The 15,121-nt window shown below is 68.9% G+C and carries 13 protein-coding genes and 1 pseudogene; 10 read left to right on the top strand and 4 right to left on the bottom strand.

Annotation, left to right across the window (positions count from 1 at the left end):
• Position 1 precedes the first annotated feature (1 nt).
• Complete coding sequence (mmuM, locus tag RV986_RS12480; protein WP_475917450.1) at positions 2–961, bottom strand: homocysteine S-methyltransferase; 960 nt, start codon at positions 959–961, stop codon at positions 2–4.
• 121 nt (positions 962–1,082) lie between these two features.
• On the opposite strand from mmuM, the gene RV986_RS12475 reads away from it, so the two are divergent.
• On the top strand, positions 1,083–2,879 hold the full coding sequence (locus RV986_RS12475; RefSeq protein ID WP_475917449.1) for a leucine-rich repeat domain-containing protein: 1,797 nt from the start codon (positions 1,083–1,085) through the stop codon (positions 2,877–2,879).
• A gap of 1 nt (position 2,880) precedes the next feature.
• Here RV986_RS12475 and RV986_RS12470 read toward each other — a convergent pair.
• Positions 2,881–4,254: pseudogene (locus RV986_RS12470) on the bottom strand (autotransporter); the annotation flags it as partial.
• 866 nt (positions 4,255–5,120) lie between these two features.
• Between RV986_RS12470 and RV986_RS12465 the strand changes: the two are divergent.
• Complete coding sequence (locus RV986_RS12465; protein ID WP_475917448.1) at positions 5,121–5,621, top strand: hypothetical protein; 501 nt, start codon at positions 5,121–5,123, stop codon at positions 5,619–5,621.
• 105 nt (positions 5,622–5,726) lie between these two features.
• Here RV986_RS12465 and RV986_RS12460 read toward each other — a convergent pair whose 3' ends face one another.
• Together RV986_RS12460 and RV986_RS12455 are read right to left on the bottom strand one after the other, a co-directional pair.
• Entirely contained in the window at positions 5,727–6,581 is an 855-nt protein-coding gene (locus tag RV986_RS12460; RefSeq protein ID WP_475924261.1) for an IS5 family transposase, read from the bottom strand.
• Between the two features lie 60 nt (positions 6,582–6,641).
• Positions 6,642–6,860 carry a hypothetical protein gene (locus RV986_RS12455; protein WP_475917447.1) on the bottom strand — a complete coding sequence of 73 codons (219 nt, stop codon included), beginning with the start codon at positions 6,858–6,860 and terminating at the stop codon, positions 6,642–6,644.
• Between the two features lie 91 nt (positions 6,861–6,951).
• Here RV986_RS12455 and RV986_RS12450 point away from each other — a divergent pair, with 91 nt between their 5' ends.
• The 8 genes from RV986_RS12450 (at position 6,952) to RV986_RS12415 (ending at position 14,833) form a co-directional block, all read left to right on the top strand.
• Entirely contained in the window at positions 6,952–7,257 is a 306-nt protein-coding gene (locus tag RV986_RS12450) for a transposase (protein ID WP_111007219.1), read from the top strand.
• Positions 7,258–7,280: 23 nt separating this feature from the next.
• Positions 7,281–8,171, top strand: coding sequence for an IS3 family transposase (locus RV986_RS12445; protein ID WP_475924140.1), 891 nt, complete (start codon positions 7,281–7,283; stop codon positions 8,169–8,171).
• Positions 8,172–8,254: 83 nt separating this feature from the next.
• On the top strand, positions 8,255–9,133 hold the full coding sequence (locus tag RV986_RS12440) for a tyrosine-type recombinase/integrase (RefSeq protein ID WP_475917446.1): 879 nt from the start codon (positions 8,255–8,257) through the stop codon (positions 9,131–9,133).
• Positions 9,130–9,453 (top strand): helix-turn-helix domain-containing protein, encoded by a 324-nt coding sequence (locus RV986_RS12435; RefSeq protein WP_471207281.1) that lies wholly within the window; start codon positions 9,130–9,132, stop codon positions 9,451–9,453. Before RV986_RS12440 ends, RV986_RS12435 begins: the two co-directional genes overlap by 4 nt.
• A gap of 236 nt (positions 9,454–9,689) precedes the next feature.
• Positions 9,690–10,724 (top strand): hypothetical protein, encoded by a 1,035-nt coding sequence (locus RV986_RS12430; protein ID WP_475917434.1) that lies wholly within the window; start codon positions 9,690–9,692, stop codon positions 10,722–10,724.
• 93 nt (positions 10,725–10,817) lie between these two features.
• Positions 10,818–11,375, top strand: coding sequence for a GNAT family N-acetyltransferase (locus RV986_RS12425; protein WP_475917435.1), 558 nt, complete (start codon positions 10,818–10,820; stop codon positions 11,373–11,375).
• Positions 11,376–11,773: 398 nt separating this feature from the next.
• Positions 11,774–12,907, top strand: a complete 1,134-nt coding sequence (locus tag RV986_RS12420; RefSeq protein ID WP_475917445.1) for a DUF4158 domain-containing protein — start codon at positions 11,774–11,776, stop codon at positions 12,905–12,907.
• A 60-nt stretch (positions 12,908–12,967) separates the two neighbouring features.
• Positions 12,968–14,833, top strand: a complete 1,866-nt coding sequence (locus RV986_RS12415; RefSeq protein ID WP_475917444.1) for a Tn3 family transposase — start codon at positions 12,968–12,970, stop codon at positions 14,831–14,833.
• The last annotated feature ends 288 nt before the right edge of the window (positions 14,834–15,121 follow it).

The raw sequence follows: 15,121 nt of genomic DNA, 5'->3' as shown, positions 1-15,121 counted from the left end.
GTCAACGCACCGACGTCAACGCCTCCGTGATCCCCGCGATCGCCCCCGGCCCTACCCGGCAGCACCCCCCGATCAGCCGCGCCCCGCTCCGCCGCCAGCCGGTCACCTGCTCGGCCGTGAAGGTCGAACGCCCGCTCCAGGCCCGCGCCCGCGCGTCCCACACCTCGCCACTGTTCGGGTACACCACCACCGGTTTCCCGGTCACCCGGGCCGCCGTCCCGACCGCGCCGTCCACATCCTCGGGCGCGCAGCAGTTCACACCGACCGCGACGACCTCGTCCGCGTCGGCGGCCAGGGCGAACGCCTCCTCCAGGGGCTGCCCGGCCCGCGTCCGGTCCCCGGCGACGCTGTACGACAGCCATGCCGGAACGCCGAGCCCCCGCACCGCCCGCAGCAGCGCCTCGGCCTCGTCGGCGTCCGGCACGGTCTCCAGGGCCAGCACGTCGGGCGCGGCGGCGGCCAGCACCTCCAGACGCGGGCGGTGGAACCGCTCCAGCTCGGCCACGCTCAGCCCGTACCGCCCCCGGTACTCCGAGCCGTCCGCGAGCATCGCCCCGTACGGACCGACCGACGCCGCGACCCACAGCGGTCGCGTGACGCCCTTGGTGTGCGCGCGCCGGGCGGCCTCGCGGGCCAGCTCGACGCTGAGGCCGAGGAGCTCCGCGGCCCGGTCGTGCGGAATGCCGCGCTTGCCGAAGCCCTCGAAGGTGGCCTGGTAGCTGGCGGTGATCGCCACGTCCGCGCCCGCCTCGAAGTAGGCGAGGTGCGCCTCGGTGATCGCCTCGGGCCGCTCGATGAGCAGCCGGGCCGACCACAGCTCGTCGCTCAGGTCGTGCCCTGCGGACCCGAGCTGGTTGGACATACCGCCGTCCAGGACGACCGTTCCGGAGACGAGGGCGTCGGCCAGAGTGCGGGAGGAGGCACCGCGGGAGGAAGCGCCGCGGGGGGTGTCGCTGGTCATGTCGCGACGCTAACCGATACGGGGTGCGGCGCCCCACTATGTCCACCGAATGAACAAACTGACCGGAATGCAGGATGTGATCGCGGGGAGTTGCCGGACCCGACCTCTACAGTCCCGTGCCATGACTTCGGACCACCACGACGCCGCGCTCCCACTGGACTCGCTGCGCGCACTCTTGAAGACCGTCAAGCCGGCCCGGGCACGCAAGGCCGTACGGGAACTCGTCACGATCGCCGACGACGGGGAGGCACTCGAACTGGCCGTCCGGTTCGCCCGGGTGGCCGACTACACCTCGGAGCCGCTGTTACGGCTGTGGCCGACGGCCGCCGACCCGGACGGCTTCTGCGAGGCCCTGCTCGCCCCGGCCTTACGCAGCGAGGGCCGCACCGAGCTGCGGCTGCGGCGCATGGCCTCGCTCCGGGGCCTGCGGCACCTCACCATGCTCCGGAGCCTGCACCTCGACCGGCTCAAGGAGATCACGGACCTCACCGAGGTCGGCGCGCTCGGCGGGCTGAGGGATCTCGATCTCAACGGCTGCGCGGGCGTCGAGGACCTCACACCGCTCGGCGGCCTCACCGAGCTGACCCGGCTCGATCTGCACCGCTGCCGGGCCGTGGCGGACACCGCGCCGCTGCTGACGCTGGGCCGGCTGCGCGAGCTGGACCTGAGCATGACCAAGGTGCGTTCCACCGATGGCTTCGGGGCGGCCTTCCCGGCGCTGGAGACCCTGACGCTGCGCGGCTGCCGGGCCTTCAAGGACGCCGGGCAGCTGTCCGGGCTGCGCCGGCTCACCAGACTCGACCTCGGCTGGACCGGCGTCCGCGACCTGACCGGGCTGCGGGACGTGCCCGCCGTCACCGGTCTCGACCTGCGCAGCTGCGGCCGGCTCCGCGATCTGCGGGACATCGACGCGATGCCCGACCTGACCGAGCTGACGCTCGACGACTGCCCCCGTCTGAAGAGCGTCGACGGATTCGGGGCCCACCCCCGGCTGACCGCGCTCGGCATCCATGGGTGTCCCGAACTGGCGGACCTGAGTGGACTGTCCGCCCTCACGAACCTGACCCGCCTGCACCTCCGGGGGAGCGAACAGCTCACTTCCCTGCGGGACATCGCCTCACTCCGCCTCCTGAAAAGGGTCGGCGTGCTCGAATGTCCGTCTCTGCGGGACTTCTCCGCGCTCGGCGTCCTTCCGTCGCTCGAACGGCTCGTCCTGCACGGGCTCGACCAGCTCCGCGACCTCTCGTCGCTCGGCCTCGCGGGCCACGACCACCTGGCCGATCTGATGATCGCCCGATGCCGTGACCTGCGTACCTTCGGAGAACTCTCCGGCCTGACGGCGCTGAGCGTCCTCCGGGTCCACGACTGTCCGTCCCTGACCGACCTCGACCGTCTCGCCGGCCTGCCCGCACTGACCGAACTGAGCGTGCTGGACTGCCCGCTGCTCTCGGACATCGACGGCCTGGCCGGTTCCCCGCTGCACAAGGTGGGGTTCTTCCGGGTGCCGAACCTGACGTCGCTGCGTGTCCTGGAGGAGTGTCCCGGCCTGCGGAAGCTGGAGACCGGGGGGTGCCCGCTGGTGGCGGACATCCCCGCCGGGTCGATCGACACGCTCTCCCTGGGCGGTGTCGACTGGAAGGACCTGTCCCGCCTGGCCGACCACACGAACCTCCGCGTCCTCGACGTCCGGGCACTGTCCGCGCTGCGGGGCCTCGGCGCCCTGACCACGCTGTCCGAACTCACCGAGATCAACCTCGGCCACTGCTCCGCCCTGGAGGACTGCCACCCCCTGCTCGACCTGCCGTCCCTGAAGCACGTCACGATGCCGTACCACATGTGGTACCGCGAGTACCACGGAGATCCCGATCCCGTCATGACCGAACTCGCGGAACGCGGGGTGACCGTCGCCCACCCGTGACTCACCGCGAGGCCGCGTGCCGTCGACCGCCGCGCCGTCGCGCCCGTGCCGGTGCCCGTCTGCGCCGGACCACCGGCACGGCGAGCCCGGCCAGCAGCGGCGCGAGCAGCAACGGCCACCAGGTACGCGTGTCCCCGTTCTTCCCGACGGCGGCGGTGTTCCGCACGGAGGAGGACGCCGCGGACGTGGACACGGACGGGGCCGCGGCCGGGCGCTTCGGCACCGCCTTCAGGGTGACGTCATTGCCGTCGCCCCCGCGATAGGTGATCCGGTACGTCGTGTGCGCGAGCTTGACCTCGGCGCCCTCGCGCAGCCCGGCGAACGCCCCGGTCGTCCTCGCCCGGCCGGTGTGGTCGAGCACCCGGATCTCGCGGGCGGGGTCGGTCCCGGCGGCCGACAGATCGAGGTCTCCGGCCAGCCGGACCGCGCCCGCCACCTTCAGGGGCTTCTCGCGCAGGACCAGCGTGCCCCTGGCGTGCTGCGTGTAGTCGCCGGTCACCGTCAGGGCGCCCGCGACCTCGCCGTCGTTCACCACCGCACCCCGTACCGTGCCCTTGCCGGTGAGGGACGTGGCCACCCGAAGTCCCGTCGTACGAGCGTCCAGGCGCGCCCCGGCCGAGGTGAGCCGGATCGCCCTGCTGCGGGTGAGCGTGGCACCGGAGGCGAGGGCGAGCGTGCCCTTCGTGACCGTCGTCGGACCTGTGTACGTCACCTCGCCGCCCGTCAGGGTCGTCGTCGCGGCGCCCGACTGGGTGAGCCCGCCACTGCCGCCGATGTGGGACAGGGACACCGGGGTCGAGACGTTGCGCACGACCAGCGTGCCGTCGTCGGTGATCCGGCGCACTCGCGTGCCCGTCATCAGCGAGCCGTCGCCGTCCCGCTCGCCCGACCCCAGGCGCAGCACGGCGCCCTTCTCGATGGTCGTCGACCCGTCGTAGTGCTGCTGTGCCGCGAACGTGACGTCGTTGCCGGGCGTCCCCTTGATCACGACGTCCCCGGCGCCGGGCGCGGCCAGCGTGTCGTGGTACTTGCCGCCGCCGATGGGCGCGCCCAGGGTGACCGGCCCGTCGTAGGCGAAGGTCAGCCTGGACCGCACGCCGCTCGCCGCGTGCAGGTTGATGTAGACGGTGTCCTTCGTGCCGGGCATGAAGATCTTGTGGGTGGTCCCGTCGCCCCATTGGACGTTCGCGCCCTCGATGTTGGTGCCCCGCTTGTTCACGTTGTGGGCGATCGGGCGCCAGTTGAGGCCCGGATCGCTCAACGACGGGTCGGTGTCGCCGCCTCGGTCGCTGTAGCTGTACTGGCCGGTGAGCACGACCTTGCTGCCGGGCCGCGAGTGGACGTTGACGTCGCTGCCGTACTCGCGCTGGTAGAAGACATGTTCCCCACCGTTTCGATGTCTCATGAGACATCGTGAGGCCTGCCTGACATGCGAGATCCCGTGTTCATCGAGGCGAACACGGGATCTCTTGTCGCGGTAGTGCTGAGTACCTGTTCCTGAACCTGACGAGATCCTTGCCAGGGGATGACACTTCTCAGGCACGTGAGGCAGAAGAGGAGGTATTGGCTGGTATGCCACTGCTGTACCCCGTGTTCCACATCTACGGTCTCGTTTCACTCAAGGCCGTCCGACTGATGCTCATTTGGGCTGTAAGGCGAACGGGAGACTGTTTCGTGCGATTAAGATCCATCGCGAGTGCATTCGCTGTCGGGGTGGCGTTGGTCGCCGCCAGCACCCAGACGGCACTGGCGGCCCCGCCGCCGAATCCGGACCCGCCTGAGGTCACGGTGACCGTGCAGGACGCGTCCCCTGAGGCAGTAACGGAGTGCAACTTCTACGCGTCGAAGCCCAACCACAGCGGCTCCCGGATGACGGGTACCGGGGGCATCAAGACGTGCTCGGGCGGGCCCGTGGCCTGTACCAGCGAGGTGGACCTCGAGTTTTACAACGACTTCTCGAACATGTGGTACACCGCAGGGACCGCGCATCAGTCCAAGTGTGCGCCACCGCTGCGGTCCTCGACCGCACCGGCAGACTGCGAGAATCACCCCGGTGACCCGAACGTTGCCTGGCGTACCACTACGTACGGGACCATGGTGAGTTCGGGCGGCTCCCATGGCTCGGGCACGGCGAACAGCCCCGTTCTGTACGTGCCCTGCGCGTAGTGGGAAGTTGGAGGTCCTGGTGGTCGGGTTGGTCCTCGGCCCCAGGCCTTCCACTCGCCGTAGAGAGGAACGACCGTGACCTCGGACCACGACATGCTGTGGCGTCGCTGCGCGCTCCTGGGCCGTGTCCTGCTGCCGCTGGTGGACCAGGAGCCACGGCGGCAGGCTCGTCGCCACGAGACCCTGAGGGCCCGGGGCATCGACACGGCAGCAGGCGAGCGAATGATCGAGATCTTCGCGGCCCTGGCCGCCCACGCCGTCGCGCTTGACGCTTCCTTGTCCGCCGCAGAATTCGACGCTTTGCCCCTTCGTGCCGTGGCCGACGCGGCGACCGGCAAGCGCGACTACGAACTGCTCGCCGGGCTCCCGGACAGTTTCGCCGACGACCGTGACGGACAGGCCGTCAACGTCTTCCGCCTGTACACCTACAAGGGCGGGCAGTACAGCCACCGGCTCTTGCTGCTCAGCAGGGAACTGCGCTATGCACTGAACATCCTCGCCGAACGCACGCCGACACCGTCACCCACGTGCGGGGACGTCTTCCACCGGGCGGCCGAGGCCGGCCTGCCTCAGTGATCACGGACATCAGACAAGCTGAGGCCGCACTCCGCGCCGTTCCTGAGCCGGGCATGCTATTCGGGCCTGTGCAGGTCAAGGTGATGACCCTGGCCTTGGAAACGATCAGTCCCGCTGGGCTTCGCGGGAGACCGGCTGTCCGCTTCTGCGGGAGCTTCGGCGGGTGATTCTCCTGGTCATGAGTGTGATCGCCGCCCAGGTGATGAGCGACTCGAAGTGCTGGATGAGCCGTTCGTAGTCCCGCGCATGCCGACGGGCGTGCATGATCCAGGCCAGGGACCGTTCGACCACCCAGCGGCGGGGAAGGATGACGAACCCGACGGCGTCCTTCGGTCGGCTGACCGTCTTCAGGGTCAGTCCGAGGTGCTTCTTCGCCCAGGTCACAAGCTGTCCGGCATAGCCGGAGTCGGCCCAGACGATGGTGATCTCGGGGTGCATCAGCCGCAGCCGGAACAGCACTTCCTTGGCCGCCTCGCGGTCGGTCATGTCGGCCGGGGTGACCATGACGAACAGCGGCAGCCCCTTGGTGTCCACGACCAGGTGCCGCTTGCGGCCGTTGATTTTCTTCGCGCCGTCATAGCCGCGCGAGTCCTTCCCGACGGTTTCGGCGGCCTTGACGGATTGGGAGTCGATGACGGTGGCGACCGCTCCGGGGGCCCGGCCCATCTCCCGGCGGATGCGCTTGCGGAGCTGGTCACGGATCTGCCCGACGATGCCGGCGGCAGCCCAGCGGGCCATGAATCCATAGCAAGTTCGCCAAGGCGGGAAGTCCCTGGGCAGGGCCCGCCACTTGCAGCCGGTGTCGACCACGTATCGGATCGCGTCCACGATCTCCCGGCGGGGGTGCTTCTCCGGCCGCCCGCCAGAGCGGGTCTCGCAGGCCGGGGTTGGCAGCAGCGGTTCGATCAGCACCCATTCGTCGTCGAAGGTGTCGGAGGGGTAGCAGCGTCGCCGCGGCAGCGGGTTCCCCTCCCCTCAACGACGGGGCTGGGCCGGCCGCTTCGCGGCCGGCCCAGCCGGTCAGGCTTCGATGTAGTCGGCGATCACGTCGAGCGTGGACTCGACCGAGCTGAGCTGAGTGTTCAGGTGCTTGATCCAGCGGCCCTTGGGCTGCAGGGCGGCATGCGGGGCTACGACGCCGGTGATGAACCGGCGGATCTCGGTGAGCTTCTCCCGGATGATCGCGACCTCGTATGCCTGGAGTTCCGCCGGGTCCGAGCAGAACTTGTAACCGTCCACCCGGGTCCAGATCAGGGGCGGTGAAGCTCCCCCTGTGACCTGGACAGCCTGATACTGGGACGGAAGGTCCCGGAGGAAGCAGTCACAGGTAGTGAGTAAGAAGAGCAATACGAGCAAGCGGTACACGGCGGAGTTCAAGCGGGATGCCGTCGCGCTGGCGTTGTCGTCGGACAAGACGGTCACCGAGGTCGCCCGGGACCTGGGGGTGAGTCCGGAGGGTCTGCGTGGCTGGGTGAAGCAGGCCAAGGTCGATCGGGGCGAGGGGCCTGCCGGGGCTCTGACCAGCGCCGAGCGGGAAGAACTCGCCCAGCTGCGGCGCAAGGTCCGCGAGCTGGAAAAGACGGTCGACATCCTGGGAAAAGCGACCGCCTTCTTCGCGCAGGACAAGATGAGGTAGACACCGCCGCGCGGTGCCGCTTCATCGACGCGGAGAAGGCATCTGACAGCCATCTTGCAGGTCACAGCGTGGCGCTGCTGTGCCGTGCACTGGGAGTGCCGCGCTCTACCTACTACGCGCACCACGCGGCCGCGTCGGCGCGGCGGGCCGCACGGCGCGAGGAGGAGCGCCTCGTGGACGAGATCCGAGTGCTCCACGCCGGGTCGCGCGGCGCCTACGGAGCCCCGCGGATTCACGCCGCCCTGCGGCGGGCCGGGCGGGCGGTGAACCCGAAGAAGGTCGAGCGGCTGATGCGCAAGCACCGGATCGTCGGGATCACCCGTCGTCGGCGTCGGGGCCTGACCCGGCAGGCGAAGCGGGCGGTGTTCGCCGCCGACCTGATCGGCCGGGACTTCACCGCACCCCGCCCCGGGATGCGGCTGGTTGGTGACATGACCGAACTCGTCACCCTGGAAGGGAAGTTGTATCTGGCGACCTGCATCGATCTCGCGACGCGGGAGGTGATCGGCTGGGCGATGGCCGGCCACCACCGCGCCGAGCTGCCGGTCGCCGCCCTGCGGATGGCGGCCGGACGCGGTGGCCTGGAGGACGACTGCATCATGCACACCGACCGCGGCAGCGAATACACAAGTGACGAATTCCGAGCCGAGATACGTCAGTTGCACATGAGGCAGTCGATGGGACGTGTCGGCTCTTGTTACGATAATGCTGCTGCGGAAAGCTGGTTCGCCGTCCTCAAAGCGGAGATCGGTACCACCGTCTGGGAAACCCGCGAGGCTGCCCGGGCCGACGTCTTCCGCTACATCGAGATCGAGTACAACCGCAGCCGACTCCGCAGGCATCCCGAGTACGGGTACGTCACCCCGCTCGAAACGAGAACCTTGCTCCGGCAGGACCTCACCCCCGCAGCGTAAACACCCGCTGTCCAGGCCCCGGGGGGAACTTCACCAACCACCTGGACCTGATCCGGGACTGGTTCGGCCGTCCGTTGTGGGAGATGGAGCCGTCCGACGCCGACGCCTATTTCGGCAAGGTGCTTCGCGATGCCAAACCGTCGACCCGGACCGGCCGGGCGGGTGCGCTGGCGGTGTTCTTCCAGTTCCTGGAGCTGCGACACAAGGTCGAGTTGCACAACCTCACCGGCCGTGTGGTCGAGTGCCCGCTGGACGAGATGAACCGGCCGCGGGCCTCGGTGGAACCGCAGCTGCGGATCCCGCCCAGCGAAGCGGAGATCGAGGAGCTGTTCGCGGGGTGGCGCGAGGAGCTGTTGTCCTGCCGCAAGTTCGGCCCGGCGGCCCGCAACTACGCGGTCGCCCGGCTCGCGGCGGATGTGGGGCTGCGGATCAACGAGGCACGGATGCTCGACTTGGACGACGTCCGGTGGGAGCTGGGCCGGTTCGGCAAGATCAACGTCCGGCACGGCAAAGGTTCCCGGAGGCGTGGGCCGAAGCCGCGGCTGGTGCCGCTGATCAACGGCGCCGACCGCAACCTGCGGTGGTTCATCGAGGACGTGTGGGGCCACTTCGATGCCGACCACACCCGGCCCGGTGCCCCGCTGTTCCCCTCCGAGCGCAAGAACCGTGACGGCTCCTGCTCGCGGGCGACCGCCGACGTCTTCCGCCGGTCGCTGGCCGATGCAGCGGCTCAACACCTGCCGACCTGGGCCGGGAAGCTCACCCCGCACGTGCTTCGGCACTTCTGCGCCTCCCAGCTCTACCTCGCCGGCATGACCCTGTTCGCCATCCAGGAGCTACTCGGACATACCTGGACCGGCACCACGGCCCGGTACATCCACGTCCACGGCGCCCATGTCGAAGACGCCTGGGTCGCCGGACAACAGCGCGCAACCGAGCGATGGAAAGGACTGGCCCAGTGAAGTGGAACCTTCGCCTGGCGGCCGCCAACCGCGGCATCTGGAAGGCCAGCGAGCTCCAGCGGATGCTCGCCGAACGCGGGGTGGTGATCAGCGCGGGGAAGATGTCGGGGCTGTGGTCCGGCCAGCCGAACACCGTCAAGCTCGACGAGTTGGACGTCATCTGCGCCGTGCTCGGCTGCGGCGTCGAGGAACTGCTGCTGCCCGAGCCGGAGCGGGTGCCGGAGCCGACGCCGGCGACCAACTCGCAGGCCACGGCGGTGGGCCAACCGCACGCCGTCGCCCCGCGTCCTCGCACGGGCAGGTCTCTGCCCCCTCGATGAATTGCGTGCACTGCGGCAAGCCGCTGCCTGTTGGATCGCGGCGAGACCGGGCCTACTGCGACCACAACTGCCGTGCCCTGGCGTCTTACTACCGCCGCAAGGCAGGCATCCCGCCCCCGCCCCGCTGGCAGCACCCTGCCCTGACCTCGGACAATCCCGCGCTCCGGTCGGCCGCAGCCCTCGCCAGACAACTTGGCGAGGCAAACGGATGGTCACCGTCGCTCGTCCGGTGCGCGATGGACGGCCTGACGGCGGTGCTGGAGCACCGCCCGCCCGGCAAGCCCGTGAAGCTCACCGAAGTCCGTACGCGAATACCGCGACACGCTTCCAGTTTTCGGGTCGCCGAAGTCCTCGCCGACCTGGAACTTCTGGAAGACGACAGCGCCTCGGCGATCAGCTCCTGGATCGACGACCGCACCAGCGAACTGCCCGCCGGCTTCGCCAGCGACGTCCGCGCCTGGCTGCTGGTCCTCCTCGACGGTGACAGCCGCGCCAAGCCCCGGTCCCGCACCTGTCTCTACGTCCATTTCGGCTGCGTCCGACCCCTGCTGGAGAAGTGGGCGACGACCCGTGGGCACCTGCGCGAGATCACCGTCGCCGACGTCACGGCCGCGCTGTCACCCCTGCGTGGATGGCAGCGTCGCAACGCCATCGCGGCACTGCGCTCGCTGTTCCGCTTCGCCAAGAAGCGCGGCCTGATCTTCGCCAACCCCACCACTCGACTCAGGGCAGAAGACATCCCACGCAGCCTGCTGCCGCTGACCGACGCCGAAGTGCTCGCCGTCCAACGGATCGCCGTCACCCCGGCGCAACGGCTGATCGTCGCCCTGGCTGCCGTCCACGCCGCCCGCGCCACGGCTATCCGCCGCCTCACCCTGGACGACCTCGACCTGCCCAACCGCCGGATCACCATCGCCGGACACCCCCAACGCCTCGGCGAACTGCCCCACCAGACCCTGCTGGCCTGGCTTGACCAGCGCCGCACCACCTGGCCGAAGACCCCCAACCGGCACGTATTGATCAACGCGAAGACCGCCCTGGGAACCGGGCCCGTCAGTGCCGAATACCTCAAGCGGCGCCTGCTGCACCAAGGCGTCTACCTCGAACGCATCCGCGGCGACCGGGTACTGCACGAAGCGCTGACCGTCGGCGCCGACCCGCTGCACCTCGCCCTGGTCTTCAACCTGTCCCACACCACCGCGAGCCGCTACGCGGCCATCGCCCAGGAACTGCTCGACGACCAGATCGAGCAGACCACCGAGAGCGGATGAGTAAGTGTTCGGCAACCTCGAAGTGCAGGTCACAGGCCATTTAGGGTTCCCAAAGCCCTGGACACGAGATGCCGGGAATTGATCCAATACGGGATGACGTCGTTTTGGATGGGCAAACGGGTACGCCTGCGCGGTATCGAGTCCGACGACTGGACCGCGTTCATGCGCTTCGCCGCAGACGAGGAGCGGTTGGGAGACCTCGTGCACCCGCCCCGCTCCACTGAGGGTTACCGCCTCTGGGCGAAGGAGCAGGCCGCTGCCAAGCCCGATGGCGACTGCTTCCAGCTAGCGATCGAAGCTGTCGACACGGGGGAAATAGTCGGTGCTGTCGGCTCGCACCACGCTGACTCACGTGGGGGCTGGTTCGAGTACGGCGTGACGATCGGCGCTGAGCATCGTCGCAAAGGCTACGCGGCAGAAGCCGCAGTGCTGCTGCTGCGCTTCATGTTCGCCGAGCAGCGTTACCACAAGTGCCAAGCACGGATCTTCGCGCACAACGAGGCATCGCTGGCACTTCACCGTCGGCTCGGATTCGTCGAGGAGGGCCGCCTCCGTGAGCTCGTGTTCCTCGCCGGTGGTCACCACGACCTCGTCATGATGGGCATGCTTGCTGACGAGTTCACCCAACTGCACTCGATGAGCGAACTGTGAGTGGGTGCTGAGATCCATGTGATGGGCAGCCCAGCTGGTTCTCCCTCTCTCTCCCCCACGCCGTGGGTGAAGTCAGCAGATGAGCCAGGACTGGGCCGCTTGGGTGCGGGTCAGTGGCTGGCGGGCAGCTGCTCGGCCACGTCCTCGGCGATCGACTGCCCTGAGTAGTCCGCCAAATCACCGTCGACGAACCCACCGCATAAGCGAGGGCAATCACGGAAGGCACCGCGGGTTCCCGGCGAAGCCCCTTCAGTCTCACTGAACCCACGGCGGACGTGCCGGTAAGAACGCTGTCACCAGCCGCAAACGGCAGTGATCTTCCGAGGGTGTCACCCGTGTGGGTGAGTCCGGGCCTGTACGGCTGCGGTGAGTGAAGCTCTGCGGGGACGATTTCGATCGTGGCCCGTACTCCGTTGGACCTGGATGAACTCGTCGAGCACTGGACGCTGTTGAAGGACGAGCAGGCGCTCGTGTCCGGCAAGCGTGGTGCGACGCGACTGGGCTTCGCCGTGCTGCTGAAGTTCTATACGCAGTACGGCCGGTTTCCCCGGAACCGGACAGAGCTGCCCGGTGAGGCCGTGGAATTCATCGCCCGGCAGGTGCAGGTTCTGGCCTTGGAGCTGGAGTCCTATGACTGGACGGGCCGTACGGTCGAGTACCACCGTGCGCAGATCCGGGAGCACCTCGGCTTCCGCGAGTGCAGCGTCGCGGACGCGGAGAAGCTGACGGCGTATCTGGCTGAGCACGTCGCGCACAAGGAGCGCAGCCCCGAGCAGGTCCGGGTGGAACTGCTGGTGCGCTGCCGCGAGGAGAGCATCGAGCCGCCCACGTCTGGCCGGTGCGACCGGATCGTGGGGGCCGCGCTGCGGGCGGCCGAGGAGTCTCTGACTGCCCTGATCTCCTCGCGGCTGACCGTGGAGAGCATCGAGCGGATTGTGGCGCTGGTGGCCGGCGCCGACCAGGACGACGCCGGACCCGCGGGTGGCGGTACGGAGGGCGAGGACGCTCTGCCGGTGCTGGCGAAGGTCAAGGAAGCGCCGGGCAATGTGAGCCTGGAGACGATGCTCACCGAGATCGACAAGCTCCTGGCGGTGCGGGCGATCGGTCTGCCACCAGATCTGTTCATCGACGTCGCGCCGAAGGTCGTGGCCGGCTGGCGGGCGCGGGCCGCGGTGGAGTCGCCTTCCCACCTGCGGACGCATCCGGTGGCGCTGCGGGTGACCTTGCTGGCCGCGCTGCTGCACGAGCGGGAGCGGGAGATCACCGACACGCTGGTGGAGCTGCTGATCTCCACGGTGCACCGGATCGGGGCGCGGGCGGAGAAGAAGGTCACCGAGCAGCTCATCAACGCGTTCAAGAAGGTGTCGGGCAAGGAGAACATCCTCTTCAATCTCGCCGAGGCGTCGCTCGGCACCCCGGAGGGGACGGTCCGCCAGGTCGTGTTCCCGGCGGTGTCCGGGGGCGAGGCGACGCTGCGGGAGCTGGTGCACGAGTTCAAGACCCGCGGGCCGGTCTACCGGCGGACGGTGTAGACGACGCTGAAGGCGTCGTACACCAACCACTACCGGCGCGGGCTGATCAAGCTGCTGGGCGTGCTGGAGTTCCGCTCCTCCAACCACACGCACCGGCCGGTGATCGAGGCCTTGGCGCTGGTGGCGCGGTACGCGAATGCGGGGAACACGACGTACTACCCGCTGGGTGAGACAGTGCCGGTCCACAAGGCGATGGGCGGGGACTGGGCGGAGGTCGTCCACCGTGCCGACAAGCGGGGGCGGCGCCGGGTGGTGCGCATGGTCTACGAGGTCGTCGCCTTCCAGGCCCTGCGCGATCAGCTCAAGTGCAAGGAGATCTGGGTGGTCGGCGCCGACAAGTGGCGCAACCCGGACGAGGATCTGCCGCAGGACTTCGAGGCGAGGCGGGCGGAGAACTACCGGGAGCTGCGCAAGCCGCTGGACGCCGCGGTGTTCGTCGACGAGCTGCGCGGGCAGATGACGGCCGAGCTGACCCTGCTCAACGACGGGATGCCGAAGCTGTCCTGGCTGGACATCGCCGAGCGGAAGTCCGGGGCGATCCGGCTGACGGCGGCCGAGGCCCAGTCCGAGCCGCGCAACCTGCGCAGGATCAAGGCCGAGGTACAGAGGCGTTGGGGCATCGTGCCGCTCGTCGACATGCTGAAGGAAGCCGTGCTGCGGACCGGCTGCCTGGACGCGGTCACCTCCGTCTCCGGTGGCGGGAGCCTCTCGGCGGAGGTGCTGGCCGAACGCCTGCTGCTGGTCATCTACGCGTACGGCACGAACACCGGGATCAAGGCCGTGGCATCCGGCGGCCACGGCCACACCGAGGACGAACTGCGCTACGTACGGCGCCGGTACCTGTCTGCCGAGGCCGCCCGCGCCATCGCCATCCAGATTGCGAACGCCACCTTCGCCGTCCGCAGCGCCGAGCTGTGGGGCCAAGGCTCGACCGCGGTCGCCTCCGACTCCACCCACGTGCGCGCCTACGACCAGAACCTGTTCACCGAGTGGCACTCGCGCTACGGCGGCCGCGGGGTGCTCATCTACTGGCACGTGGAGAAGAAGTCCCTGGCCATCCACTCCCAGCTGATCAACTGCACCGCCTCCGAGGTCGCCGCGATGATCGAGGGCGCGATGCGGCACGGCACCACCATGGACGTGGAGGCCAACTACACAGACAGTCATGGCCAGTCGGAAATCGGGTTCGGCATCACGAGGCTGCTGAACTTCGACCTGCTGCCGCGTATCAAGCGGATCAACAAGGTGAAGCTGTACCGGCCGGTGGCCGGCGAGCCGGACGCCTACCCGCAGCTGACCCCGGCGCTGACCCGCCCGATCCGCTGGGAACTCATCGCCCAGCAGTACGACCAGATGATCAAGTACGCGACCGCGATCCGGACCCGGACCGCGTCCACCGAGGCGATCCTTCGCCGCTTCACCCGCAACGCCTCCCACCCCACCTACGCGGCGATGCTGGAGGTCGGCCGCGCCCAGAAGACCATCTTCGTGGCCCGCTACCTGCGACTGCGCGACCTTCAGCGGGAGATCGAGGAGGGCCTGAACGTCATGGAGTCCTCCAACGGCGCGAACTCCGTGATCGCCTACGGCAAGGGTGGCGAGATCGCCTCGAACAGGCGCGACGAGCAGGAGATGTTCGTGCTGTGCCTGCGGATTCTGCAATCGGCCCTGGTCTACGTGAACACCCTGATGCTCCAGGACATCCTCGGCGAACCGGAGTGGGCCGGGCTTCTCACGCCCGCCGACCGGCGCGGCCTGACCCCGCTGTTCTGGTCCCACGTCCGGCCCTACGGTGAGGTGAACCTCGACATGGGCGCCCGCCTCAACCTCACCGCGGTCACGGTGCCCAGCCCTCGTACAGCGGGCGATGCGGAGCCGGCCGAGGAAGGTGCGGACGCGTACCCGTCACCGACGCGGTGCCGGTGACACGGGCCACCAGCTCGGCGTCCACGAACTGGCGCCGTTTGCACTGTTCGACCAGCTCAGCCAAGTGCTCGCGCGAACGTGCGGTCAGCCACGGCTTCCCGTCGAACTGCGGATCAGACGCGTGGACGACCGACTAATCCGGCACCAGCGCATCATCTCGGGAGTCATTGGCGACCACCGTTGCTCGCAGATCACCCAGCTCGGGCAGACCCCCGGCACCGCCCCGCCCGACTCCGTCCGTTCTTCCTGCCCCCGCCGCCGCGCGTCAAGAGCGTGAAGAACGAAGAA

Source organism: Streptomyces sp. RLA012, from assembly GCF_056270325.1.
The sequence above is the reverse complement of the archived record's forward strand: the minus strand, read 5'-3'. Positions and strand labels throughout refer to the sequence as shown.

Excerpts from the sequence above, each read along its gene's own strand:
- mmuM (WP_475917450.1), bottom strand. The coding sequence starts at position 961 with ATGACCAGCGACACCCCCCGCGGCGCTTCCTCCCGCGGTGCCTCCTCC.
- RV986_RS12475 (WP_475917449.1), top strand. The coding sequence starts at position 1,083 with ATGACTTCGGACCACCACGACGCCGCGCTCCCACTGGACTCGCTGCGC.
- RV986_RS12440 (WP_475917446.1), top strand. The coding sequence starts at position 8,255 with ATGGAGCCGTCCGACGCCGACGCCTATTTCGGCAAGGTGCTTCGCGAT.
- RV986_RS12430 (WP_475917434.1), top strand. The coding sequence starts at position 9,690 with ATGGACGGCCTGACGGCGGTGCTGGAGCACCGCCCGCCCGGCAAGCCC.
- RV986_RS12425 (WP_475917435.1), top strand. The coding sequence starts at position 10,818 with ATGACGTCGTTTTGGATGGGCAAACGGGTACGCCTGCGCGGTATCGAG.